The following is a 22,655-nucleotide window of genomic DNA, read 5'->3' as shown; positions in this document are numbered from 1 at the left end:
ACGGACGTGAAAAGGGCGGTGCCCCCTCGGCCAGAGGGGGCACCGCCCTTTTCACGTCCGTCGGTGTCAGTACCAGGAGTTCGCCTGCCAGAAGTTCCAGGCGTCGCAGGGGGAGCCGTAACGGCCGTCGATGTAGCTCAGACCCCACTTGATCTGGGTGAGGGGGTTGTCCCTCCAGTCGTCGCCCGCGACGTCCATCTTCGTTCCGGGCAGCGCCTGAGGGATGCCGTACGCGCCGGAGGAGGAGTTGGTCGCGTTCCAGCGCCAGCCGCTCTCATGGTCCCAGAGCGTGTCCAGGCAGGCCCACTGCGCGGAAGTGGCCCAGGAGGCGTCCTTCTTGTTCATCAGCTGCCGGCCGGCGGCCTTCACCGCGGCGATGTCGGTACGGTCGACCGTGTCCGTGGTGGTGGTGCAGGTATAGGTGCCCGGCTGGGCGGACAGCAGGCTCTGTGTCCAGCCGCTGGTGTTCACCGGGTCGTCGAGGTGGTACGTGATGTCGGAGCCGGAACCGTCGGTCGGGTCGGCGTCCTTGTACCAGTACATGGCGCTGGAGGACAGGCGGCCGTAGTAGAGGCCCGCACCGGGCGAGACGAGCTGGTTGAAGCCGGACCAGCCGGAGGACTTGAGGGTGTTGCCCTTCCAGGAGCCCGCGCCCGATATGGAGTAGTCGATCAGTCGTCCGTCGTCGGTCGTGGCGCCGAGACGGTCGTCGCCGGTGGCGGTGAGGGTCTTGAGGACGAACCCCGTGTCGATCTCGGTGCGCGCCCCGATGTGCTGGGAGCCGGCGGGCTTGTCCTCGGTCACGTTGTAGCGCAGCAACAGGCCCGCGGCGGTGGTGCCGTAGAGGTGGCCGTGGCCGTCGTAGGTCAGCTTGTCGTGGGTCCAGCCGCCGTCGACGATCTTCACCGGCGCGTTCAGCAGCGCCAGGCTGGTGTTGTTGGTCTTGACGTCGACGCGATAGAGGGCGCCGGAGGTCGAAGTCACCAGGATTGTGTTGAAGTTGAGGGTCGCCATGGCCTTCGGCTCGAAGCCGAGGTCGGGCCCGACGAGAACCTTGGCGAGATCTCCGGTGGCCGGGTTGATCTGACTGAACGTCAATCTGCCGTCGTCGAGCAGACCGTAGACGTTCACCCCGCCGGAGCAGGTGGTGGCCGCCACGGCGGTGGAGGCGGTCACGGTGAGGAGCCCGGCGCTGAGCGCACCGGCCGCCAGCAGGCCCGCGATTCCGCGGCCGTTCACACGGATCTTCGTCACTTTTCGGTCCCCCTGGGGCGGTTGCGGTCGGTCATGCGGGCGTCGGACGGTGGCCTTGGGGCCGGTGGGGGGGGAAGGGCTGCCGCAGCAAGCGGTCGTATCGGCGGCCTACTGCCAGCCGGCGTCCGCGGGGGCGGCCTGCCACCCGGCGTCCGCAGGCGTGACCTGCCAGCCGGCGTCCGCCGGGGTGGTCTGCCAGCCGGCGTCGGCCCTGAGGACGGAAGAGGCCGGTGCCGCGTCCCCGGCGGACCAGAGCGTGACGACCGGGGCGGCGAGAGCCGATGCGACGACGAGGGAGGAGACCGCGGCGACCTTGGCGATTCGGGTGCGAAGCATGGCTGTTTCCGTTTCTTCCGGGCTGAGATGCGGTGTCCGGTCTGCCGTCGCGTCCCGCGGTGACGCTCCGTTCGGCCGGTGCTCAGTAGCTTCGTCGCAGCTCAGGGCCGTGAGAAGAGTTCATGGATGGACGGAAAGGGCCTTGGACGGATGCGTCCACGCCAGGCCCGGCTCAGTCCACTCTCGACGGTTCGAAGGCGAGCGGCATCAACGGAACCCCCGCGCCCGTCAGTCGGGCCAGGGCCAACTGCGGTACGTCGCGGAGCAGTCGGTGGCAGACCCGAACGGTCCGTTCCTCCGCTTCCTCGAGCCTCGCCGCCAACAGGTAGAAGCCGAGGATGAGTTCGGAGGGAGGGAGGGGGTGCACCGAGATGTGCTCGACACGGTCACGGGGAACGATCGCCGATCGCACCAGCACTTTGATGTTCACCGGTGGTTCTTCTCCGGAGGGCAGCTCCAGATGTGCGTGGATCAGGTACATGCGTTCAGAGTCGCAGTGAGATTTGGGAGCAAGTCGCCCTAAGCGTTGGCCAATTGGGGCCATGGCCGCTTTAGTCCTGCCTCTGTGTACAACCTTTGGCCCTCTGCGAAGATCATCCTCGGACAGGGGATGTCGTACGCAGGGAACTGGGGGGAATCCAGATGCTGACCGGTCTCGGGCTCGATGCTGTCGCGGAGACGGTGTACCGCGCGATGCTCAGACACCCGGGTGCGGGTGTCGCGGCGCTCGCCGACGCTGCGGGGCTGTCCCGGGAAGCGGTGGGCGATGCCCTCGACACGCTGAGCGGACTGGCTCTGGTGCGTCCCGCCGCAGGGGACGCGGGCCGGCTCCGGGCGGTTTCCCCGGACATCGGCATGGAGATCCTGATGGGCCGCCAGCAGGCCCGGTTGGCGGCCCATCAGCAGCGTCTGGAGGCTTCCCGCGCGGCCGCGGCCCAGCTCATCTCCGAGTACGCCGAACTCCGTCCGGCCACCAGCCATCCCGGGGTGGAGCAGCTGGTCGGCCTCGACCAGATCAGGGACCGGCTGGCCGTGCTGACCCGCGATGTGCGCGAGGAGTTCCTGACCTTCGCCCCGGGCGGGCCGCAGACCGCGGAGAACATGGCCGCTTCACGGCCGCTCAACCAGGATCTGCTCGGGCGAGGGGTGCGCATGCGCACGATCTATCTCGACAGCGTCCGTGCCAACCGGCCCACCGTCGAACACGCCACCTGGCTGGCCCGGTTGGGAGGCCAGATCCGAACGGCTCCGTCCCTGCCGACCCGGATGATCCTCATGGACCGGCAGACCGCCATGATCTCGGTCAGCAGCGACGACACCGCCGCGGGCGCCGTCCTGCTGACCGGCCAGGGCATGCTCACCGCGCTGTGCGCGCTGTTCGAGACCACCTGGGAAGCCGCGCAGCCGCTCGGCGAGGTCGTCTCCACGGACCCGAACGGGCTCAACGGTCAGCAGGCGACCGCCCTCCGTCTCCTGGCCGAGGGCCACACCGACGAAGCGATCGCCAAGCGGCTCGGGGTGTCGCACCGCACGGCCCGGCGGATAGCCTCCGAACTCATGGACCGCCTCGACGCCCGCAGTCGTTTCGAGGCGGGCGTGCGCGCCGTCCAGCAGGGCTGGCTGCCGGCCCGTCCTTGAGCCGAGGCCGACACGGGGCGGCACGGTCCTCGGCGCCGGTGGACCGCGATCGGGAGCCGCTGCCGCCGGAGGCCGTCGTGATCGTCTCTCATCGATGGCTTCCCGCCGTCTCCCCTCGCCGCCGGCTCCCGCTGTCTCGAAAGCCCCCTGACATCACGGGAGTCGTGCCGGTGATGGTCGTTGACGGCGGCCGGTCGCCGACCCTGGGGGGCGCGTCCGTGAAGGTCACCGTCGCGGACGTGAGGGCTGAGGGGTGACAGGAGACGGGAGTCGGGCGGCAGGAGGTGGGAGTCGGGAGGCGGGAGCACGGGACGGTCGTCTCGGACCCGTGGGAGGCGCAGGCCGCGGCGGTCGGGCCCCGGCCCCTCACGCCACGGCGGCCCGGCGGGTCGCGAATCCGATCACGGCGGCCAGCGCGGCCAGCGCGGCGACGCTCGTGAGAGCGGCAGGCAACGAGTACCAGTCGGTCATGAACCCGATCGCGGGCGGCCCGAGCAGCAGGCCCCCGTAACCGAGGGTGGAGGCCACGGCCACCCCGCTCGCGCCCGCGAGCGCGCCGGCCCGTTCGATGGCGACGGGGAAGATGTTGGCGAGGCCGAGTCCGGTGACGGCGAAACCGAGCAGCGCCGCCCAGGTGGAGGGCGCGAGGGAACCGAGGAGCATGCCGAGCGCGGCGGTGGTGCCGCCACCGACCAAGGTGCGGGTCCGGCCCAGTCGTTCGAGCAGTGCCGTCCCGCTCAGCCGGCCGATCGTCATGGCGAGGGCGAAGCACGAGTAACCGGCGGCGGCGACACCCGGGTGCGCGTCCAGGTCCTGCTCCAGATGGAGCGCGCCCCAGTCGGCGAGCGCGCCCTCGCCGTACGCCGTGCACAGGGCGATCAGCCCGAAGACGGCGACCAGGCCGCGGACGCGCCCGTCGGGAAGCGGTCGTACCTCGTTGTGGGCCTCCTCCGGGTGGTCCGGTGACGCCGGGACGTCCTGCCTGAGCAGTACGCGTCCCGCGACGGCGGTCACGACCAGCGCGAAGGCCGCGATCCCGAGGAGGTGGCGCGTCGGGGACAGCTGTCCGGCGACCAGTCCCCCGAGTCCCGCCCCGAGCATCCCGCCCAGGCTGTACGCCGCGTGGAACCCCGGCATCACCGGGCGCCGCAGTGCGGCCACGAGGTCGACGGCCGCGCTGTTCATGGCGACGTTCATGCCGCCGTACGCGGCGCCGAAGACCAGCAGGACGAGGCCCAGGGCCGGTACCGAGTGGGTGAGCGGGGGCAGGACGACGCTCAGCGACAGCAGCACGCCGCAGACGACGGTCACCAGGTGACTGCCGAACCGTCGGCAGAGCCGTCCCGTCAGCATCATCGTGATCACGGCGCCGGCGGAGACCCCGAGGAGGGCGAGACCGAGGGCGCCGGCGGAGGCACCGGTCTGACTCTTGATGGCGGGGATGCGTACGACCCAGCCGGCGAAGACGAAGCCGTCCAGGGCGAAGAACGCGGTCAGGACGACGCGGAGCGGGGTGAGGGAGCGGTCCGGCACGACGTTGTGCGGGCTGATTTTGTTTATTTGCGGCACAAACTCACGTTAGACGGGTGCCCTGCTCGGAGCAAGGGAGGCGGGGCGTCGGAAAGCGGGGCGGGGGAAAGCCTGGCGGGGGAGGCGAGGAGGTGACGTCGAGGTGCGCCGATCGGCGGGTGCCGGCGCGCGTCGGGCTGGCTGCGACGGGCGGACACGAACGGGGCGACCAGGAATCCCGAAGACGGGATTCCTGGTCGCCCCGCGACTCTCTGTGTGCCGCGTCGCCCCACGACGCCGCGTGCCGCCGTCCCGTCCGTCCGGACGGCGGCACGTGCCGCCGACGGCTCAGACGGCCGGAGCCGGGTACGTCGGGTACTCCACGCCGGAGACGTGCTGCACGACGCGGATCACCTGGCAGGAGTAGCCGAACTCGTTGTCGTACCAGAGGTAGAGGATCGCGTTGTCGCCGTCCACCTTGGTGGCGCCCGCGTCGACGATCGAGGCGTGGCGCGAGCCGATGAAGTCGCTCGACACCGCGTCCGGGGCGCTGATGAAGTCGATCTGGCGCTTGAGCGGCGAGGTCAGCGACACCTTGCGGAGGTAGTCCAGGACGTCTTCGCGGGTGGTCTCGCGGCCCAGGCGGAGGCTGAGGATCGCGATCGAGACGTCCGGCACCGGGACCCGGATCGAACTGCCGGTGATCGGCGCGTTGAGGTCGGGCAGCGCCTTCGCGACGGCGGAGGCGGCACCCGTCTCGGTGATGACCATGTTCAACGGCGCGGAGCGGCCCCGGCGGTCGGAGCTGTGGTAATTGTCCAGCAGGTTCTGGTCGTTGGTGAACGAGTGGACGGTCTCCACGTGGCCGCGCAGGACGCCGTACTCCTCCGCCATCGCCTTCAGCGGCGGCACGATCGCATTGGTGGTGCAGGAGGCGCAGGACAGGATCTGCTCGTCCGGCTTGATCGTGTCGTGGTTGACGCCGTGCACGATGTTCGGGACGTCGCCCTTGCCCGGCGCGGTCAGGACGACCTTGTCGATGCCGGGGCGCAGGTGGTTCGACAGACCCGCGCGATCGCGCCACTTGCCGGTGTTGTCGACGAGGATGGCGTTCTTGATCCCGTACGTCGTGTAGTCGACCTCGGACGGGTCGCTCGCGTAGATGACCTTGATCTCGTTGCCGTTGGCGATGATCGTGCTGTTCGCCTCGTCGACGGTGATCGTGCCCTGGAACTGGCCGTGGATGGAGTCGCGGCGCAGCAGCGAGGCACGCTTGACGATGTCCTGGTCGCCGCCCTGGCGCACGACGATGGCGCGCAGCCGCAGGCCGTTGCCGGAACCCGTCTTCTCGATGAGCAGGCGGGCGATGAGACGGCCGATGCGGCCGAAGCCGTACAGGACGACGTCACGGCCCTCGCGGCGCTCGATCTTGTTGTCGCCGGTGGCGCCGGAGACCGCGCCGGCGGTGAACTCCTCGACCGACAGGCCGCGGTCGTCGGCCCGGTACGTCGCGGCGAGCATGCCGATGTCGATCTGGGACGGGCCGAGGTCGAGCGTGGTGAGCGCCCGCAGGAACGGCAGGGTGTCGGTCACCGACAGCTCCTCGCCGGCGATCTGACGGGCGAAGCGGTGGGTCTTGAGGATGCTGACCACCGACTTGTTCACCAGGGAGCGGCTGTGCAGAAGGATGGTGACGTCCTGCTCCCGGTGCAGCCTCCCGATGATCGGGATCATCGACTCCGCGATCTCTTCGCGGGTCTTCCAGTTGGTGAACGCGTCGTCGTTGACAGTCACAGAATCATCTTTCGAGCTAGGTGGCGCTCATATGCTAACCGGAGCCCATTTCCGGTCGTTCACGTGGTGTCCACTTGGGTGGCGGCCGGAGTCCGCAAAGGCGTTCGGGGCCTGGGGCTTCGGCCTCCGCGCGGCCTGTCGTGCGACGCGGGGGAGCGTCGTCCAGCAGTACGGCAAACCGTCCGTCTTCCATCCTGGACCCTTTCGTTGCGGTAGGCACCCTTGACAGCGTGCGTACTGTTTCGCGACGTTTGAGCCCCTGCCGCTTGCTTCGGATCTCCGGTCTCGACCGGGAGACGGATCCTTGTGCGGTGAGGGTCGGCAAGAATCAGAAAAGTGGCAGGACGCGGACAGCGCGTCATGGGGGGAGCTGTCGCCCATGCGATCCAGCAAGAGAGATCCACACGCCCTATCGGCCTCCGAAGATCCACACGCCCCACTGGCCCGTGCTGTGACCGGTACATCCCTCGCGGCACCCATGGAAGGGCGGTTGATCTGAGGTGGAGATCACGATCCACGGACTCGACGGCCTGAGCGTCCCGCTGCGCGAGGCCTGGCACCAGGCGATGGACGAATCACCCGAGTACGCCAATCCGTTCCTGGCGCCGGAGTTCGCGACGGGGGTCGCCCGATACCGGAGCGGCACGCACCTCGCGGTCCTCCGCGAGGGCGGGGAGCCCGTCGGTTTCCTGCCCTATGAACGCAACGTCTTCGGCGTCGGCAGAGCCATCGGCCTGGGACTCTCCGACTGCCAGGCGCTGGTGCACAGGCCCGGGGTCACCTGGGACGCGCCGGAGGTGCTGCGCGCCTGCGGGATGTCCATCTTCGAGTTCGACCATCTCGTCGAGGAACAGAAACCGTTCGGCAGATACGTGACGGGGGCCTTCGCCTCCCCGGTCGTCGATCTGAAGCCGGGGGACAGCGGTTACCCGGAGTGGCTGCGCAGCGCCTATCCGGGCCAGGCGAAGACGACGCTGAAGAAGGAGAGACGCCTCGGGCGCGACGTGGGGGAGGTGCGGTTCGTCTTCGACGAGCGGGACCCGCGGATGCTGCGCACGCTCATGCGGTGGAAGTCCGCCCAGTACCGCAGGACAGGGCGCATGGACCGGTTCGCCCGGCCCTGGATCGTCGATCTGGTGGACCACCTGTTCGACGTCCGGGAGGAGCACTTCACCGGGGTGCTGTCCGTGCTCTACGCCGGGGACCGGCCGGTCGCCGCCCACTTCGGGCCACGCTCGCGCACCGTGCTCGCGGCCTGGTTCACCGCGTACGACCCCGAACTGCACCGGTACTCGCCCGGGCTCCTGATGCATCTGCGGACCGCGGAGGCGGCCGGCCGTCACGGCGTGAGCCTGCTCGACCTGGGGCGCGGCGACAAGGAGTACAAGGACTGGCTCAAGACCCGTGAACTGCGCGTCAGCGAAGGGTTCGTGGCCCGCCCCCATCCGGTGGCGGCGGCGCACCGGATGTGGCGCCGGCCCGTGCGCGGTCTGCGGAACACCGTCCTCGCGCATCCCACGCTGCGCGACCCGGCCGACCGGCTCCTCAAGACCGTGGGCACCCTGCGCCCGCCCCGCCACCTGGACTGAGACGGAGCGGAACTCCGGGTGCGCGACCGGGCGGGAGTCGCCGCGGTGGAGGGGCCCGGTCGCGCCGTCCGCGCGGACCGTCCGCGGTCCCCCGGACTCCCGCCCGCCTCCTCGGCATGCCCGCCGGCACCTCGCCCGACCGGCGTCACGTCGACCGGAGCGCCCGGGCGCCCGGCGAGGGGGCGAGCGGTGCCCGGCGGGTCGACCGGTCGAACGGTGGGCCGCTCGTACGGCCCACCGCGTTCGGCTCGTCCCGGAACCGAGGGCTTATCGGCGTACGGCGATCACCTCGACGCCCGGCGGCGGCTTCGGATCCGGGGCGCCACGTCGAAGGCGGGCGGGTGGGTGGGAGATGTCATACGGCGATGACCTCGATCCCCGTCTCCTCGAACCGTCCGATCGTCTCCGGGTCCGCCGCCGCGTCCGTGACGAGCGTCCTCACCGAACCGGCCGCGCAGATGCGGGCGAACGCGCGCTGCCCCAGTTTGCTGGAGTCGGCGGCGACGACGACGCGTTCGGCGCGCTCGCACAGGAGGCGGTTGATAGCAGCCTCCGCCTCGTCGTGGGCGGCGGCGCCGTGCGTGGCGTCGAACGCGACCACGCCGAGCACCGCGACATCCATCGTGATCTGCCCGAGCACGCCGTCCGCGAGAGGGCCGACGAGCTCGTAGGACTGGGGCCGGGCGACCCCGCCGGTCACCACGATCTTGAACTGGGGGCGCACCGCGAGCTCGTTCGCGATGTTCAGGGCGTTCGTGACGACGGTCAGCGCCGGCGAGCCCGAGGCCAGGTCGGGGCGCACCGCCAGGGCGCGGGCCACTTCGGTCGTCGTGGTGCCGCCCGTCAGGCCCACCGCCTCGCCGGGGGCGATGAGGTCGGCCACCGCCTTCGCGATGCGCTGCTTCTCCGAGGCGTGCCGGGCGGTCTTGTAGCGCAGGGGCAGTTCGTAGGAGACGCCGTGCACGACCGCGCCGCCCCGGGTGCGCACGAGCATCTGCTGCTCGGCGAGCTGGTCGAAGTCGCGCCTGATCGTGGCCGCCGAGACGTCCAGCCGTGTGGCGGCCTCCTCGACCTCGAGGCGGCCCCGCTCCACGAGCAGCTCCAGCAGAGCGTTCCAACGGGCGTCGCGGGACATCCGCACCCTCCAGTCCTCGATCTTCCGCGACCCTAGCGCACCCCACTCCTGCTCGAATGCTTGATTGTGCTCGAAAGCTGGCTATATCTTGCAAGAACGAGCATCGCTGGGAGGGGTGGGGCATGACCCATGTCGAGGACGAACTGAGCAGCCAGCCCGAGTGCTGGATCCGCGCGGCCCAGCGGGCGGCGGTGCACGCGGACGCGCTGCCCGCCGCGGGGGAACGGGTCGCGATCGTGGGGTGCGGCACCTCGTTCTTCATGGCGCAGGCCGCGGCCGTACTGCGCGAACGGTCCGGGCAGGGCGAGACGGACGCCTTCGCCGCCTCCGAGTTCCCGGCGGGCCGCTCCTACGACCGGGTGGTCGCCCTGACGCGCTCGGGGACGACCACCGAAGTGCTGGAACTCCTCGGCCGGCTGCGCGGACACACCCGTACGACCGCCGTCACCGCCGATCCGCGCACCCCCGTGATGCGGTCGGCGGACGAGGTCGTCGTGCTCGACTTCGCCGACGAGCGCTCCGTCGTGCAGACCCGGTTCGCGACCACCGCGCTCACCCTGCTCCGGGCCCACCTCGGTCTCCACGGCGACGCCGTCGTGGCCGACGCGCGCACCGCGCTCGACACCCCGCTGCCCGAAGGGCTCGTCGGCTGCGCGCAGTTCACCTTCCTCGGCCGCGGCTGGACCGTCGGGCTCGCCAACGAGGCCGCACTCAAGATGCGGGAGGCGTCCCTCGCCTGGACCGAGTCCTACCCGGCGATGGAGTACCGGCACGGCCCCATCAGCGTCACCACCCGCGGCACCGCGACCTGGATGCTCGGCGAGGCGCCCGAGGGACTGGCCGAACAGGTCCGGGGGACCGGTGGACTCTGGGTGGGCGGCGGCCTCGACCCGCTCGCCGAACTCGTCCGCGCCCAGCGGCTCGCCGTCGCCGTCGCCGCGGCGCGCGGCCTGGACCCCGACCGGCCCCGCCACCTCACCCGCTCGGTGATCCTCGGCGACTGAAACCGGCCCGACCATCACGACCATCCCGACCACCCACGGAGAAGGAGGAGTTGTGCCCCTCACGGCAACCGGCGAGCTGGTCGCCCGAGCGGCGGAGGAGCGGACCGCCGTCGCCGCGTTCAACGTCGTCACCCTGGAGCACGTCGAGGCCGTCGTCGCGGGGGCGGAGGCCGCCCGAGCGCCCGTGGTGCTCCAAGTCAGCGAGAACGTGGTCAAGTTCCGCTACGGGCGGCTGCTCCCGCTGGCCCGCGCCGCCATCGCCGCCGCCGAACGCGCCTCGGTGCCCGTCGCGTTGCACCTCGACCACGTCCAGAGCGACGACCTGCTCCGGCAGGCGGCCGGTGCCGGATTCAGCTCCGTCATGTACGACGCCTCGCGCCTGCCCTACGAGGAGAACCTCACCGCCACCCGGGCGGCCGCCGACTGGGCTCATTCCCAAGGCCTCTGGATCGAGGCCGAGTTGGGCGAGATCGGCGGCAAGGACGGTGAGCCGCCGAGGGACGCGCACGCGCCCGGCGCCCGCACCGACCCCGCCGGGGCCCGCGCCTTCGTGGCCGACTCCGGAGTGGACGCGCTGGCCGTGGCGATCGGCAGCTCGCACGCGATGACCACCCGCACCGCCACCCTCGACCACGCCCTGCTCAAACGCCTGGCCGCCACGCTCGGCGTCCCTCTCGTCCTGCACGGCTCCTCCGGCGTGCCGGACGACGAGCTCCGCGCCGCCGTCGAGGGCGGTATCGCCAAGGTCAACGTCGGCACGGCGCTGAACATCGCGATGACGGGCGCCATCCGGGAGTTCCTCGCGGCCCGCCCCGAGGCCGTGGACTCACGGAAGTACCTCAGCGTGGGACGGGAGGCGATGGCACAGACGGTGGCGCGGCTCATCGCCGTGCTGCGGGGGTGAGCCCCGCTTCGGTCCGGCAGTCGCGGCAGTGGCCGCGGCTGCCGGGCTCGTCCGCGCCACCGACGCGGGTCCCTGCGCCACCGACGAGGGTTCCCACAGCCTGACATGGGGGCCAAAGCGGTCACGTCGGCGCTGCCCGGCAGGGCCGGACCGCTCCCGGCCCATGTGCTTTTGCACCGACCGCCGTTCGACCGGGTGACAAGGTGGCTACTGTGAACAAGTATGAGAAGGCCGAAAGGGTACGGCGGACCGGCGGACGGGACACCGGCCCGAAGTCCGCTCGGGCGGGCGCCCGTATGCCCCGATAAGGCGGGGAGCAGGGGTTGGCGTGTTTTCGGGGCGGAACCGACGCCGGGCCGAGCGGGGAGACGGAGGCGGCCTTGAGCGGTCAACTTCTGGCTGGTAATAGCACGTTGGCGCATGACGGGAAGACATGCGCCCGGGTGAACATCGTGCCGCCCCGCGCCGCTCCGCGGCCCGGCACCCGCCGGGAAGTCCGTCGGCCGACGTCCTCGAGCCCGATGTGAACGGACTGATCTACTACCTGGCCGCCGTCATCCTCTGGATGGGCCTCGCCGCCCAGTTGCCCGACCTGCGCCGCCACCGGAGAGATCCGCTCAAGCGGTCCTTCTGCGCCGTCATCCTCATCGCGGGACTCTGCTTCGTGCTCGGCGCACCCCCCACCGTCGCGCTGGTCAACGACCTCACGGGCATCCCGAACGTCGCCGCGCCGCTGACCTACGGCGCGGTGACCGCCTTCGGCGCGGCCTCCCTGATCCTCATCGTGCACTGGCGGGGCAGTGATCCCACCAAGGTGCGGCGCACGGCCCGGGCTTGGCTGTTCAGCTATCTGGGAGTGATCGTCGCCGAAGGCGTCCTGTTCACCCTGGGGGACGCTCCGGTCGAGCGCCGGTCCGACTTCGACACCTACTACGCCTCGACCCCGTTCATCCGCGAGATGATCGTGCTGTACCTGACGGCGCACACGGTGGCCGCGGTGACGACGACGCTGCTGTGCTGGCGCTGGACCCGGAAGGTGAAGCGCTGGACCCGTGGGTCGTTGGCGCTGCTCGTGGTGGGCTGGCTGTTCACCAGCGCCTATGGCGTCGTCAAGTCCGTCGCGCTGACCGCCCACTGGCTCGGTCACCAATGGGACGGCCTCAGCACCAGCGTCGCACCGCTCGTGGCCGTCGGCTCCTGCCTCGCCTCGGCCGGATACATCCTGCCCCTCGTCGGTCCACGCGTCGATTCCGCCATCACGTTCGTCCGCCTGCGTCCGCTGTTCTGCCTGCTGTCGGGACAGAGCGGCCGGCGTCGCGGGGTCGCGGCGCTCTCGTGGCGGACGATCGGCGACGTCGAACTGCGGCTCACCACGCGGGAGACGGCCATTCGCGACGGCCTCAAGCGGCTGGCCGGACAACTCGACGACCAGGTCCGGCAGCGTGCCGCCCGGGAGGCGCTGGCCGCCGGGTCCTCGGCCGCGGACGCCGAGGTGATCGGGCTGGCCGCCATGGTCGCCGTCGCCGCTCTCGCCGAGGCTCCGTCCCCCGTCGCGCGGACCGGCACCATCGGCCTGTCGGTCGGGGACGTCGACGTGGTCGTCTCCGTCAGCGCGCGGGTCCGCCGCCCCGTCGCCGGTCCGCGCTCGCTGGACACGGGCCAGCCGTCCCTGCTGAGCCTGTCCCGGGCGGTGCGGACCCCCATCGTGGACGCCGCGATCCAGTCGGGGGGAAGCGTGGTACGGCAGCTCTCCTGACGCGCCGGTACGACCTCGGCGACCGGTGCGGGCCGCACGCCCTGCCGACGGCACCCCGAAGCGTGTACACCGGGGGCGCCACCGGTCCACGGCGGCGCACGTCTCCCGCTCGGGCGTCGGACTCGGACCTCGGGTCTCGTACGGAGCGACGGGACTCCCCGGGCGCGGACCGTCAGGCCCGCGCCCGTTCGTGGGCGTCGTCAGACAAAAACCGGGCTCACGGCGTCGAGGTAGGCGCTCTCCACGGGGGTCAGGGGCGGACCGGAGAGGGGTTCCATGACGGGCCCCCGCAGCGTGGCCATCAGCAGCCTGGGATGCGCGAGCCGGCGCGGTTCGGCCTGGAGGGTGCTGACCGCGCACCTGGCCGCGAACACGGGGTAGGACGTGGTGGCCACGCGTTCCATCCGGCTCGTGTAGCGCCTGAGCAGCCGGTCCACGAGCGTCGGAGCCCTGCCGATGACCTCGGGGAACCACTGGTCCCGGGCAGTGCTCAGCGTGTACGCGGCCGAGACCGACTGTGCGACCGCGCGCTGGACCGCGCGGGCGAATCCGGGTGTGGTGACGTCCTCCTGCCGCAACCGCCGGCGCAGGGCCAGAGCCCCCTGGGCCGCGACGGACACACCCTGCCCGTGGACGGGGTTGTAGGTCGCGACGGCGTCGCCGAGCACCACCAGCCCCTCGGGCACGGCTGCCTTCTCGAAGTCGCGGCGCCTGTTCCGGGTGCTCCGGCTGAGGAACACCTCGCTCAGTGGCTCGGCACCGGAGACGAGCCGGCCGATGATCGGGTCGCGCAGGCCGAGGGCGAAGCGGGTGAAGCCCTCCGGGTCGGTGCCGGGCTCGCCGTCGTGGGAGCCCGCGAGGCTGACCATCCAGCGGCCGCCCTCGATCGGCACCAGGACTCCGGACCGCCCCGGCAGGGAGTCGGCGGGGTCCGCCTCGACCCGCGTCAGCGGGAAGTTCTCCGCGCCGACCGGGACGCGGAACAGGCGGCTGGCGCAGACGAGCCCCGTGTCGACCTCGGCGGTGGGTATCTCCGGCACCCCGAGCGCTTCGAGCCAGTGCTCGACGCGCGATCCCCGTCCGCCGGCGTCGACGACGAGATCGGCCGTCAGGTCCTGCTCGACGCCGTCGGCGAGGACCCGTACACCGGTGACGCGCCCGGCCGTTCCCAGCAGGGCCACCGCCTCGGCACGGTGGACCGTGACCGAGGTGGTCCCGAGGACGGCGTCACGGACGGTCCAGTCGAGCAGGTCGCGGCTGCAGAGGGTGAGCAGCAGCTCGTCGGTCACGGGCGGCCAACGCCGGAACCAGCCCTGCGGGCCGAGATCCAGTACGTCGGAGAGGGACTGTTCGAGAGCTCCCGACGCGAGCAGGCGTTCGCGGAGGTCGACCCCCGAAACCAGTTCCTGGATGGCGTCGCGTCCGCTGGGCAGGAGGACGTGAGCGTGCCGGGCCTGCGGAAGCCGCCTGCGAGCCCACGGCCCGTCGCGGAGCTCGTCGCGCTCCAGGACGGTCACCTCGTCCACGTACCGGGACAGGGCCGAGGCGGCGAGCAGGCCGGCCACGCTTCCACCGATGACGACAGCACGGCGCGACATGGTTCTCCCAGGTGTCATGGGCAGGCGCCCACACTCTATGTTCGAACACATTCACGCATACGGAAGATCGGAAAGTGAGCCGATTCCGTCCGCCGACGACGAACAGAGCGTCCGCCGCCCCCGCCGGGGCGGGGGCGGCCCGTGTGCCGCTCGGGGCTACTGGTCGGCGTCCTTGCGAACGGCGCGCAGGATCACGAACTTGGCGTCGCCCGCCACCAGCTCACTGTTGCCGAAGAGCCGGCGCAGCTTCAGGTGGTAGCCCAGATGGCGGTTCCCGATCACCCACAGCTCGCCGCCCGGCCGCAGGGCCCGCCGGGCGTCCGAGAACATCCGCCAGGCGGTCGTGTCCGTCGTCGCCTGGTGGGAGTGGAAGGGCGGATTGTTCAGGACGAGGTCGACGCTCCCGGCGGGGACGCCCTCGAGCCCGTCCGCGACCCGGAACTCGGCACTTCCGCCGGCGTTCGCCCGGTAGGTCGCCTCCGCGGAGGCGACCGCCTGGTACGACTCGTCGGCGAACAGCACCTCGGCGTCGGGATTGGCCAGCGCGATCGCCGTGCCGACCACGCCGTTGCCGCAGCCCAGGTCCACGACGCGCTCGGCGCCCCGGCTGCGCGGCAGGTGCTGGAGGAAGAAGCGCGTGCCGATGTCCAGGCGGTCGGCACAGAAGACCCCCGCGTGGTTGACGACGGTACGGCCGGAGACCGGGCCGATGTCGTCGGGAAGCACGTAGCTGTACGGCCAGGGGTTCGCCTTGCGGGCGATCCCCTGGAGCGGGGTGCAGAAGATCAGCCGGGCCTTCTTCTCGGCCAGCGAGGTGCGGGTCGGACCGAGGATCCGCTCGAAGAGGTGCAGCGTCGAGGTGTGGATCTCCTTGACCATCCCGGTGCCGACCACGACCGTCCCCTCGTGCACGCCGGGAGCCAGCCGGTGCAGCTGGTCCTCCAGGAGGGCGAGGCTCTTCGGCACCCGCACGAGCAGCACGTCGATCCGCTCGGGCGGTGGGTCCTGGGTCGTGAGCAGCCGGACCGCCGACTCCCCGGCATCGGCCCGCGCCAGATTCGCGCGCGTCGCCTCCTGCGCCAGGAGCGAGTCGGTGATCTGCGTCGGCCGTCGCGACGAGAGCGCCGTGGTGAGCGCCCCCCAGCGGTCGCCGACGATCACGATCGAACCCGTCAGCGGGGTACCGCTCTCCGCGAGGTGCCGCAGCAGATAGGTGTCGGCCGCGTCCCAGGCGCGCAGTCGGTCGCGGGAGTCCTCGGGAAAACGGGCGAGCTCGTAATCGCCCCAGGGTGTGGTCATACGGTCGTTCATCGTGGGGCAAGGCTATGCGACGCGAGGCGGCCCGAGTGCGCGAGGATGGGGGTATGTCGAGGGAAGCGGAACTGTTCCCGCGCGGCCGGACGGAGATCGCGCCCGGCGCGGCGCACCTTCCGGACTGGCTGGAGGCGGATCGGCAGCGCCGGCTCCTGGAGGCCTGCCGGGGCTGGGCACGCCCGCCGGCGGGGCTGCGCACGGTCCGTACACCCGGCGGCGGCACGATGACCTCCCGCCAGGTCTGTCTGGGCCGCCACTGGTACCCGTACGGATACGCCCGCACGGTGGTCGACGGCGACGGCTCTCCGGTGAAGCCCTTCCCCGCCGGGCTCGGCACATTGGCCCGCGAGGCGGTCACGGACGCCCTCGGCGCCGAGGCGCTCGGCACGGACGAGCCCGTCGCGTACGACATCGCCCTGATCAATTTCTACGACGCCGAAGCCCATATGGGCATGCACCGGGACAGCGACGAAGCGTCCGACGCCCCGGTCGTGTCGCTGAGCCTGGGTGACACCTGCGTCTTCCGCTTCGGGAACACCCGGACCCGGGCACGGCCGTACACCGACATCGAGCTGCGCAGCGGCGACCTCTTCGTGTTCGGCGGCGCGTCGCGGCTCGCGTACCACGGCGTGCCGAGGGTGTACGCGGGCACGGCGCCCCCCGAGTTGGGGCTGACGGGGCGGCTGAACGTCACCTTGCGGGTCAGCGGCTTCTGACCGGAGCGCGCCGGTACCGCCCGGCTGACGCGCCAAGGGGAGCACGGGCCCGGAGCCTGCCGGTTCTCCCGGCGGGAGCGGCCCCGACCGGACGGGCCCGGCGGGAGCGGATCATGGGAGACTCGCCCTCATGAACGGCAAGGCGGGCCCCCGGACGGCGGGGGATGGGAACACGCGGACACGGCTCGACCGGGGGCGCGGAGCGCTCGGACCGGCGTTGGAGCTCGTGCACACCGGGCGCGCCCCGACGCGTGCCGTGCTCACCGCCGAGTTGGGGGTCACCCGCGCGACCGCGGGCGCGGTGGCGGCCGAGCTGGAGGCGCTCGGGCTGATCCGGGTCGACGCGCGGCCGGGATCGGCCGCCGGTTCCCAGGGGCGGCCCTCGCACCGGCTGGAGGTCGCCGAGGACGGGCCCGTCGCGCTGGCCGCGCAGGTGCACGCCGATGGTTTCCGGGCCGCGCTGGTCGGCATCGGCGGCCGGATCGTCGCGACCGCGCCCGGCTGCGAGACCGTCGACGCCGATCCGGCGAAGGTGCTCGGCTCCGTCGTCGACGCCGGCGCCGAACTGCTCCGCGCGACCGGGCGCCGCTGTGTGGGCGCCGGACTCGCCGTACCCTCCGCCGTGGCCGAACCCGAGGGGCTCGCCCTCAACCCGCTGCACCTGGCGTGGCCCGCGGGTGCCGCCGTCCAGCAGATCTTCGCCGAGCGGGTGCGCGCGGCCGGGATCGGGGGGCCCGCGTTCGCCGGCAACGACGTCAACCTCGCCGCTCTGGCCGAACACCGGCACGGCGCGGGCCGCGGCGCCCGTGACCTGCTCTGCGTGGCCACCGGTCACCGTGGCGTCGGCGGTGCCCTGGTGCTCGACGGGCGCCTGCACACGGGCAGTTCGGGGCTCGCCCTCGAAGTGGGTCACCTCACCGTCAATCCCGAGGGCCGCCCCTGCCACTGCGGAAGCCGCGGCTGCCTCGACGTCGAGGCGGACCCGCTGGCCTTCCTCACCGCGGCGGGCCGAGCCCCGGGTCCCGAGATGTCGCTGCTCCAGCAGGCCAACGAGCTGATCCGCGACGAGCACGCCGATCCGTCCGTCCGCATGGCCATCGAGGCGCTGATCGACCGCCTCGGCCTCGGCCTCGCGGGCCTCGTCAACATCCTCAACCCGGACCGCATCATCCTCGGCGGACTGCACCGCGCCCTGCTGGACGCCGACCCGGACCGGCTGCGCGCCGTCGTCGCCGACCGCAGCCTGTGGGGCCGCAGTGGCGGCGTACCCATCCTGGCCTGCACCCTGGACCACAACAGCCTCGTCGGGGCGGCCGAACTGGCATGGCAGCCGGTGCTGGACGACCCGTTGACGGCACTGCCCGTCTGACCCCTACGAGCGCCAGGCGACGGCGAAGGCCAGCCCGGGGTTCTCGGTCAGGATCCGGTCCACCAGGTCCTTGCCCAGGGCGAGTTCGAGCCTCGGGCGGACCCGGCGCAGCAGATACGGCATCCCCGGGCCGCCGTTGACCGAGCGCGCGTACGCCGTCGTCGTGTCGCCGCCGAGGAGCAGCCGGTGGCCGAACCCGGCGTCGGCGAGGGCCCGCACGGCGTCCGGCATGCGCCAGTCCGTGGCGTGGTGGGCGCGGGAAGGGCCGTCGAGGGCGAGGACCCGAGGCCGTCCCAGGCGCCGAGTCCGGATCCCCGCGCGCGCCCCGGGAGCCGTCGTGCGAAGCAGCCCGCGGCGCCCGGAGTACTCCCCCGGAGGTACCCGCACTGCCGCTGGCCGTACGACGACTCGGACCCCCCGCAGGGGCGAGTCTCGAAGCATCCGAAGAGATCCCGCGGCGACGCGGGATCCCCACCGAGGAGATGACTCGAGATGCAGACCCTGGCGAACTGGGACGGCGGCCCCGGCCCGTGGATCCTGTTCCTTCCGCTGATCTGGGCGGCCGTGGTGATCGGCGTCGTGACGGTGCTGCGGCGCACCGTCGGGCGCGGCCGCCGTGGCCCGTGGCGTGCGACGGGAGCCTTCGGACCCGGCGGCTCCCTCCCCGCGGGCGACTCGCCGATCGCCGTGCTCGGCCGCCGTTTCGCCTCCGGGGAGATCGACGAGGACGAGTACTGGCGCCGGCTCTCCGTGCTCGACGAGCAGTTCGGCCGTACGGGCAAGGGCGGTGCGGCATGACGACCCCCACCCGACGCCCGGACGCGGCCCGCGTCACCGAGGCCGTGAAGGTGTACGGCTCCGGCGACACCGCGGTGAGGGCCCTGGACGGGGTGAGCGTCGGCTTCCCGGCCGGCCGCTTCACCGCCATCATGGGGCCCTCGGGCTCCGGCAAGTCCACCCTCATGCACTGCGCCGCCGGCCTGGACACCCTCACCTCGGGGGCCGCGTACCTCGGCGACACCGAACTCGGCACCCTCGACGACCGGCGTCTGACCCTGCTGCGCCGCGACCGGATCGGCTTCGTCTTCCAGGCGTTCAACCTGATCCCGACGCTCACCGTCGCCGAGAACATCGCCCTGCCCATGGACCTCGCGGGCACCAAGGGCGACCGCGGGTGGACGGACGCCCTCGTCGACGTCGTCGGTCTGCGCGACCGGCTGCACCACCGGCCCAGTGAACTGTCCGGCGGACAGCAGCAACGCGTCGCCGTGGCAAGGGCGTTCGCCGGACAGCCCGACGTCGTCTTCGCCGACGAACCCACCGGCAACCTCGACTCCCGTTCCGGCGAGGAGGTCCTGAACCTGCTCGGACGGGCGGTGCGCCGGATGGACCGGACGGTCGTCATGGTCACCCACGACCCGGTCGCCGCGGCCCACGCCGACGAGGTGGTCTTCCTCGCCGACGGCCGCCTCGTGGACCGGATGGAGGACCCGACGGCCGACAAGGTCCTCGACCGCATGAAGGCCTTCGACAGCAAGGGGGCACGGGTATGAACGCCGCCCTGCGCCTGAGCGTCTCGTCCCTGCGGGCCCACAAGCGCCGCTTCGCCGGTACGTTCTTCGCGGTCTTCCTCGGGGTCGCCTTCCTGGCCGGCACGCTCGTCATGGGCGACACCCTGCGCGCCGGGTTCGACACGATGTTCGGCAACGCGACCCAGGGCACCGACGCGGTCGTCCGCAGCGCCGACACCATCACCACGCCGGGGGAGAGCCAGGGCGTCCGCCGGCCGGTCGGCACCGACCTGGTGCGGACGATCGAACGGATCCCCGGCGTCGCGGCCGCGGCGCCCGACATCCAGGGCGCCGGCCAGCTCGTCGGCTCCGACGGCGAACCCATCGGCGGCCAGGGCCCGCCCACCCTCGCGGGCAACTGGATCGGCGACCCGAAGCTCAACGCGTACCGGATCGCCGAAGGCCGCGCCCCGGAGAAGTCCGGCGAGGTCGTGGTCAACCGGGGCGCCGCGGAGAAGGGCGGCCTGCGGATCGGCGACACCACGGTCCTGCGCACGCCCGACCCCGTCCACGTGACGATCGTGGGTCTCGCGACCTTCGGCGGCGGCGACGGCATGGCCCAGGTGACGTTCACCGGCATGACCCAGGCCGACGCGGAGAAGTACCTGACCGCCAAGCCCGGCGAGGCGGCGAGCATCCGCGTGCGCGCGGGCCCGGGAGTCGGCCAGCACGAGCTCGTCTCCGCCCTGGCTCCCGCACTCCCCGAAGGGGTCGAGGCCATCACCGGCCAGGCGTCCGCGCAGGAGAACACCGACATGATCTCCAGCCAGTTCCTGACCGTGTTCACCACGCTGCTGCTCGTCTTCTCCGGCATCGCGCTCCTCGTCGCGACCTTCTCCATCCACAACACCTTCGCGATCGTGGTCGCCCAGCGGACCCGTGAGAACGCCCTTCTGCGCGCCCTGGGCGCCTCGCGTCGGCAGGTCACCGCCTCGACCCTGGCCGAGGCGAGCGTCGTCGCCGTGACCGCCTCCGCCGCGGGCCTCCTCGGCGGCGTCGGTATCGCGGCCGGGCTCCAGGAGCTGTTCCCGGCCATCGGATTCCCGTTCCCCGAGGGCGACCTGGTCATCGGCGGTCTGTCCATGCTGCTGCCGCTCGCCGTCGGCGTCGTGGTCTGCCTCGGTTCCGCGCTGCTTCCCGCCGCGCGGGCCGGACGCACCGCTCCGCTCGCCGCGCTGCGGGAGACGGCGGTCGACGAGTCCGGTGCCTCGCGCCCACGGGCGGCCGTCGGCTGGTCGCTGGCCGCGCTGGCGCTCGCCGTCACCCTGACCGGTGTCCTGCTGACCCCGTCGCTGTGGCTCGCGGGCCTCGGCGCCGTACTGGCCCTCGCCGCGTTCGTGGTCCTCGGTCCGGTCGCGTCCTCGACCGCCGTACGCGTCCTCGGCGCACCGGTCGCCGGACTGCGCGGCGTCACCGGCGGACTGGCCCGGCGCAACGCGCTGCGCAGTCCCAAGCGGACCGCCGCCACCGCCGGCGCCCTCATGATCGGCGTCGCCGTCGTCTCGCTGTTCACGGTCTTCGGCGCCTCGCTGAAGGCCACGATGGACCAGACGGTCTCCCGCTCCTTCGCGGGTGACGTCGCCGTCAGCACCCCGTCGTTCGGCGCGGGAGGCAGCGGACTCAGCCCGCGACTCGCCCCGGCCATCGCACGTCAGCCGCTGGTCGAGAACGCCGTCGGACTGGGCAAGGGGGTGGCCGAAGTCAACGGAAAGGGGCGCGCGTTGACGGTCACCGACCCGGTCGCGCTCGGCAAGGTCTTCGACCTCGGCGACGTCCACGGCTCGCTGAGCGGCCTCGGCGCCGACGGCATCGCCATCACCCGTACGGAGGCCGACAAGCAGCACCTGGCCACGGGGGACACCGCCCGGCTCGCCTTCGCCGACGGACGGAAGGCCGACTTCACCGTCCGCGCCGTCTACGGCCGGTCGGAACTCGCGGGCGACTACGTCATCACCCGCGCCGCCTGGGCCCCGCACCGCGCCCAGGACTCCGACACGGTCGTGGCCGTCTCCTTCAAGGACGGCGTGAGCACGGCGGAGGGCAAGGCCGCGGTGCAGAAGGTGGCCGAGCGGTACGGCGGTCCCGAGGTGCAGACCCGCGACGAGTACGCGCAGTCCTCGGCGGGCGGCATCGACATGATGCTGACCCTGGTCTACGCCCTGCTCGCGCTCGCCGTGCTGATCGCCCTGCTCGGCATCGCCAACACCCTGACGCTGGCGATCCACGAGCGCACCCGGGAACTGGGTCTGCTGCGGGCCGTCGGACAGACACGGGCGCAACTGCGCGCCATGGTCCGCTGGGAGTCGATCCTCGTCGCGGCCTTCGGCACGGCGGGCGGGCTCGCCCTCGGTGCCTTCCTCGGCTGGGTGCTGGTCGAGGCCTCCGACGGAGCGTCGGACAGTGCCTTCGCCTTCGCCGTGCCGCCGTTGCGGCTCGCGGTGGTGGCACTGGTGGGCCTCGCCGCGGGAGCCCTAGCGGGTCTGCGCCCGGCTCGCCGGGCGGCCCGTCTGGACGTGCTGCGGGCCATCGCCACCGAGTGAACCACCCGGGGCGCCCGGGGACGTGCGACGCCCGAGAACGAGCGGCGTACGGCCACGGCTCCGTTCCCGCGCACCGCCCGGGAACGGTCACCGCCCGGTCAGCCGACAACGGCTGACCGGGCGGGAGCGTGTTCCGGCCTGCGCACGTCGACGGTGTGCCTCAGAGTGGCCTCGCAGGCGACCTCGTACGGCGAGCGGAGGGTGGCCGCCACCACGGGTGACGACGCCGGAAGCGTGAACCACACGACCTTGCCCGACTCGCCGTCGGGCCGGACGCCCCAGCTCTCGCTCACCGCCGCGACCATGGCGAGGCCGCGTCCGCAGGTGGAGCCGGGGTCCGCCTCCCGGATCACGGGAAGCCGGGGGTCGTGGTCGTGCACCGAGACCGTGAGCCGGTCGAGCAGCAGCTCGATCTTCACGGTGCAGAGTTTGTCCGGCTGGGCGTGCCGGTGGACGTTGCTCAGCAGCTCGGTCACTCCGAGTGCGGCCCGGTCTATCAAGGGGTCCAGATGCCAGTAGCGCAACTGCGCAGAGACGATTCTGCGGACCTGGCCGATCCGCGACGGCAGGGCTTGGAGCTCCACCGTGCAATGCCTGCTTGGCTGGCTGATCACGGCTGCGACTCCCC

The 22,655-nt window shown here is 72.0% G+C and carries 19 protein-coding genes and 1 pseudogene; 10 read left to right on the top strand and 10 right to left on the bottom strand.

Going from position 1 to position 22,655, the window contains the following annotated elements; translation table 11 throughout:
* Positions 1-66: 66 nt before the first annotated feature.
* The 3 genes from ACFYW7_RS28265 to ACFYW7_RS28255 form a co-directional block, all read right to left on the bottom strand.
* On the bottom strand, positions 67-1,254 hold the full coding sequence (locus ACFYW7_RS28265; protein WP_389507334.1) for a tachylectin-related carbohydrate-binding protein: 1,188 nt from the start codon (positions 1,252-1,254) through the stop codon (positions 67-69).
* A 108-nt stretch (positions 1,255-1,362) separates the two neighbouring features.
* Positions 1,363-1,590 carry a hypothetical protein gene (locus ACFYW7_RS28260; protein WP_389507332.1) on the bottom strand — a complete coding sequence of 76 codons (228 nt, stop codon included), beginning with the start codon at positions 1,588-1,590 and terminating at the stop codon, positions 1,363-1,365.
* Between the two features lie 172 nt (positions 1,591-1,762).
* The gene (locus tag ACFYW7_RS28255; protein WP_389507330.1) at positions 1,763-2,071 is read right to left on the bottom strand and encodes a hypothetical protein; all 309 of its coding nucleotides are present in this window, start codon (positions 2,069-2,071) and stop codon (positions 1,763-1,765) included.
* Positions 2,072-2,232: 161 nt separating this feature from the next.
* Here ACFYW7_RS28255 and ACFYW7_RS28250 point away from each other — a divergent pair, with 161 nt between their 5' ends.
* Positions 2,233-3,228, top strand: a complete 996-nt coding sequence (locus tag ACFYW7_RS28250; RefSeq protein WP_389507328.1) for a helix-turn-helix domain-containing protein — start codon at positions 2,233-2,235, stop codon at positions 3,226-3,228.
* Positions 3,229-3,594: 366 nt separating this feature from the next.
* Here ACFYW7_RS28250 and ACFYW7_RS28245 read toward each other — a convergent pair whose 3' ends face one another.
* Complete coding sequence (locus ACFYW7_RS28245) at positions 3,595-4,797, bottom strand: MFS transporter (protein ID WP_389507325.1); 1,203 nt, start codon at positions 4,795-4,797, stop codon at positions 3,595-3,597.
* A gap of 288 nt (positions 4,798-5,085) precedes the next feature.
* Entirely contained in the window at positions 5,086-6,531 is a 1,446-nt protein-coding gene (locus ACFYW7_RS28240) for a glyceraldehyde-3-phosphate dehydrogenase (RefSeq protein WP_389507323.1), read from the bottom strand.
* 500 nt (positions 6,532-7,031) lie between these two features.
* Between ACFYW7_RS28240 and ACFYW7_RS28235 the strand changes: the two genes are divergently transcribed.
* Positions 7,032-8,120 (top strand): GNAT family N-acetyltransferase, encoded by a 1,089-nt coding sequence (locus tag ACFYW7_RS28235; protein ID WP_389507321.1) that lies wholly within the window; start codon positions 7,032-7,034, stop codon positions 8,118-8,120.
* Positions 8,121-8,475: 355 nt separating this feature from the next.
* Here the strand turns inward: ACFYW7_RS28235 and ACFYW7_RS28230 are convergent, their stop codons facing one another.
* Complete coding sequence (locus ACFYW7_RS28230; RefSeq protein ID WP_389507319.1) at positions 8,476-9,255, bottom strand: DeoR/GlpR family DNA-binding transcription regulator; 780 nt, start codon at positions 9,253-9,255, stop codon at positions 8,476-8,478.
* 122 nt (positions 9,256-9,377) lie between these two features.
* On the opposite strand from ACFYW7_RS28230, the gene ACFYW7_RS28225 reads away from it, so the two are divergent.
* From ACFYW7_RS28225 to ACFYW7_RS28215, 3 genes are all read left to right on the top strand, one after another.
* Entirely contained in the window at positions 9,378-10,259 is an 882-nt protein-coding gene (locus tag ACFYW7_RS28225) for an SIS domain-containing protein (protein WP_389507317.1), read from the top strand.
* Positions 10,260-10,311: 52 nt separating this feature from the next.
* Complete coding sequence (locus ACFYW7_RS28220; RefSeq protein ID WP_389507314.1) at positions 10,312-11,163, top strand: class II fructose-bisphosphate aldolase; 852 nt, start codon at positions 10,312-10,314, stop codon at positions 11,161-11,163.
* Positions 11,164-11,686: 523 nt separating this feature from the next.
* On the top strand, positions 11,687-12,919 hold the full coding sequence (locus ACFYW7_RS28215) for an MAB_1171c family putative transporter (RefSeq protein ID WP_389507312.1): 1,233 nt from the start codon (positions 11,687-11,689) through the stop codon (positions 12,917-12,919).
* A 200-nt stretch (positions 12,920-13,119) separates the two neighbouring features.
* Here the strand turns inward: ACFYW7_RS28215 and ACFYW7_RS28210 are convergent, their stop codons facing one another.
* Together ACFYW7_RS28210 and ACFYW7_RS28205 are read right to left on the bottom strand one after the other, a co-directional pair.
* Entirely contained in the window at positions 13,120-14,517 is a 1,398-nt protein-coding gene (locus tag ACFYW7_RS28210; RefSeq protein WP_389507309.1) for an FAD-dependent oxidoreductase, read from the bottom strand.
* 156 nt (positions 14,518-14,673) lie between these two features.
* Positions 14,674-15,828 (bottom strand): methyltransferase, encoded by a 1,155-nt coding sequence (locus tag ACFYW7_RS28205; RefSeq protein ID WP_389507307.1) that lies wholly within the window; start codon positions 15,826-15,828, stop codon positions 14,674-14,676.
* Positions 15,829-15,881: 53 nt separating this feature from the next.
* Here ACFYW7_RS28205 and ACFYW7_RS28200 point away from each other — a divergent pair, with 53 nt between their 5' ends.
* Both ACFYW7_RS28200 and ACFYW7_RS28195 read left to right on the top strand, forming a co-directional pair.
* Positions 15,882-16,547, top strand: a complete 666-nt coding sequence (locus tag ACFYW7_RS28200) for an alpha-ketoglutarate-dependent dioxygenase AlkB family protein (RefSeq protein ID WP_389507305.1) — start codon at positions 15,882-15,884, stop codon at positions 16,545-16,547.
* Positions 16,548-16,677: 130 nt separating this feature from the next.
* Positions 16,678-17,916 carry an ROK family protein gene (locus ACFYW7_RS28195; RefSeq protein WP_389507303.1) on the top strand — a complete coding sequence of 413 codons (1,239 nt, stop codon included), beginning with the start codon at positions 16,678-16,680 and terminating at the stop codon, positions 17,914-17,916.
* Positions 17,917-17,919: 3 nt separating this feature from the next.
* On the opposite strand, the pseudogene ACFYW7_RS28190 reads toward ACFYW7_RS28195, so the two are convergent.
* A pseudogene (locus ACFYW7_RS28190) lies at positions 17,920-18,195 on the bottom strand (phosphotriesterase); the annotation flags it as partial.
* Between the two features lie 213 nt (positions 18,196-18,408).
* On the opposite strand from ACFYW7_RS28190, the gene ACFYW7_RS28185 reads away from it, so the two are divergent.
* From ACFYW7_RS28185 to ACFYW7_RS28175, 3 genes are read left to right on the top strand one after another with little or no spacing between them, the layout of a single operon-like run.
* Positions 18,409-18,714, top strand: coding sequence for an SHOCT domain-containing protein (locus tag ACFYW7_RS28185; protein ID WP_389507301.1), 306 nt, complete (start codon positions 18,409-18,411; stop codon positions 18,712-18,714).
* Positions 18,711-19,469, top strand: coding sequence for an ABC transporter ATP-binding protein (locus ACFYW7_RS28180; protein WP_389507298.1), 759 nt, complete (start codon positions 18,711-18,713; stop codon positions 19,467-19,469). The genes ACFYW7_RS28185 and ACFYW7_RS28180 overlap by 4 nt, the downstream gene beginning before the upstream one ends.
* The gene (locus ACFYW7_RS28175) at positions 19,466-22,027 is read left to right on the top strand and encodes an ABC transporter permease (protein WP_389507296.1); all 2,562 of its coding nucleotides are present in this window, start codon (positions 19,466-19,468) and stop codon (positions 22,025-22,027) included. The genes ACFYW7_RS28180 and ACFYW7_RS28175 overlap by 4 nt, the downstream gene beginning before the upstream one ends.
* Positions 22,028-22,125: 98 nt before the next feature.
* On the opposite strand, the gene ACFYW7_RS28170 is transcribed toward ACFYW7_RS28175, so the two are convergent.
* On the bottom strand, positions 22,126-22,641 hold the full coding sequence (locus tag ACFYW7_RS28170) for an ATP-binding protein (protein ID WP_389507294.1): 516 nt from the start codon (positions 22,639-22,641) through the stop codon (positions 22,126-22,128).
* Positions 22,642-22,655 lie beyond the last annotated feature (14 nt).

Origin of the sequence: Streptomyces sp. NPDC002580 (assembly GCF_042889485.1) — a bacterium.
Classification (GTDB): domain Bacteria; phylum Actinomycetota; class Actinomycetes; order Streptomycetales; family Streptomycetaceae; genus Streptomyces.
This window is presented reverse-complemented; position numbering and strand designations above follow the sequence as displayed.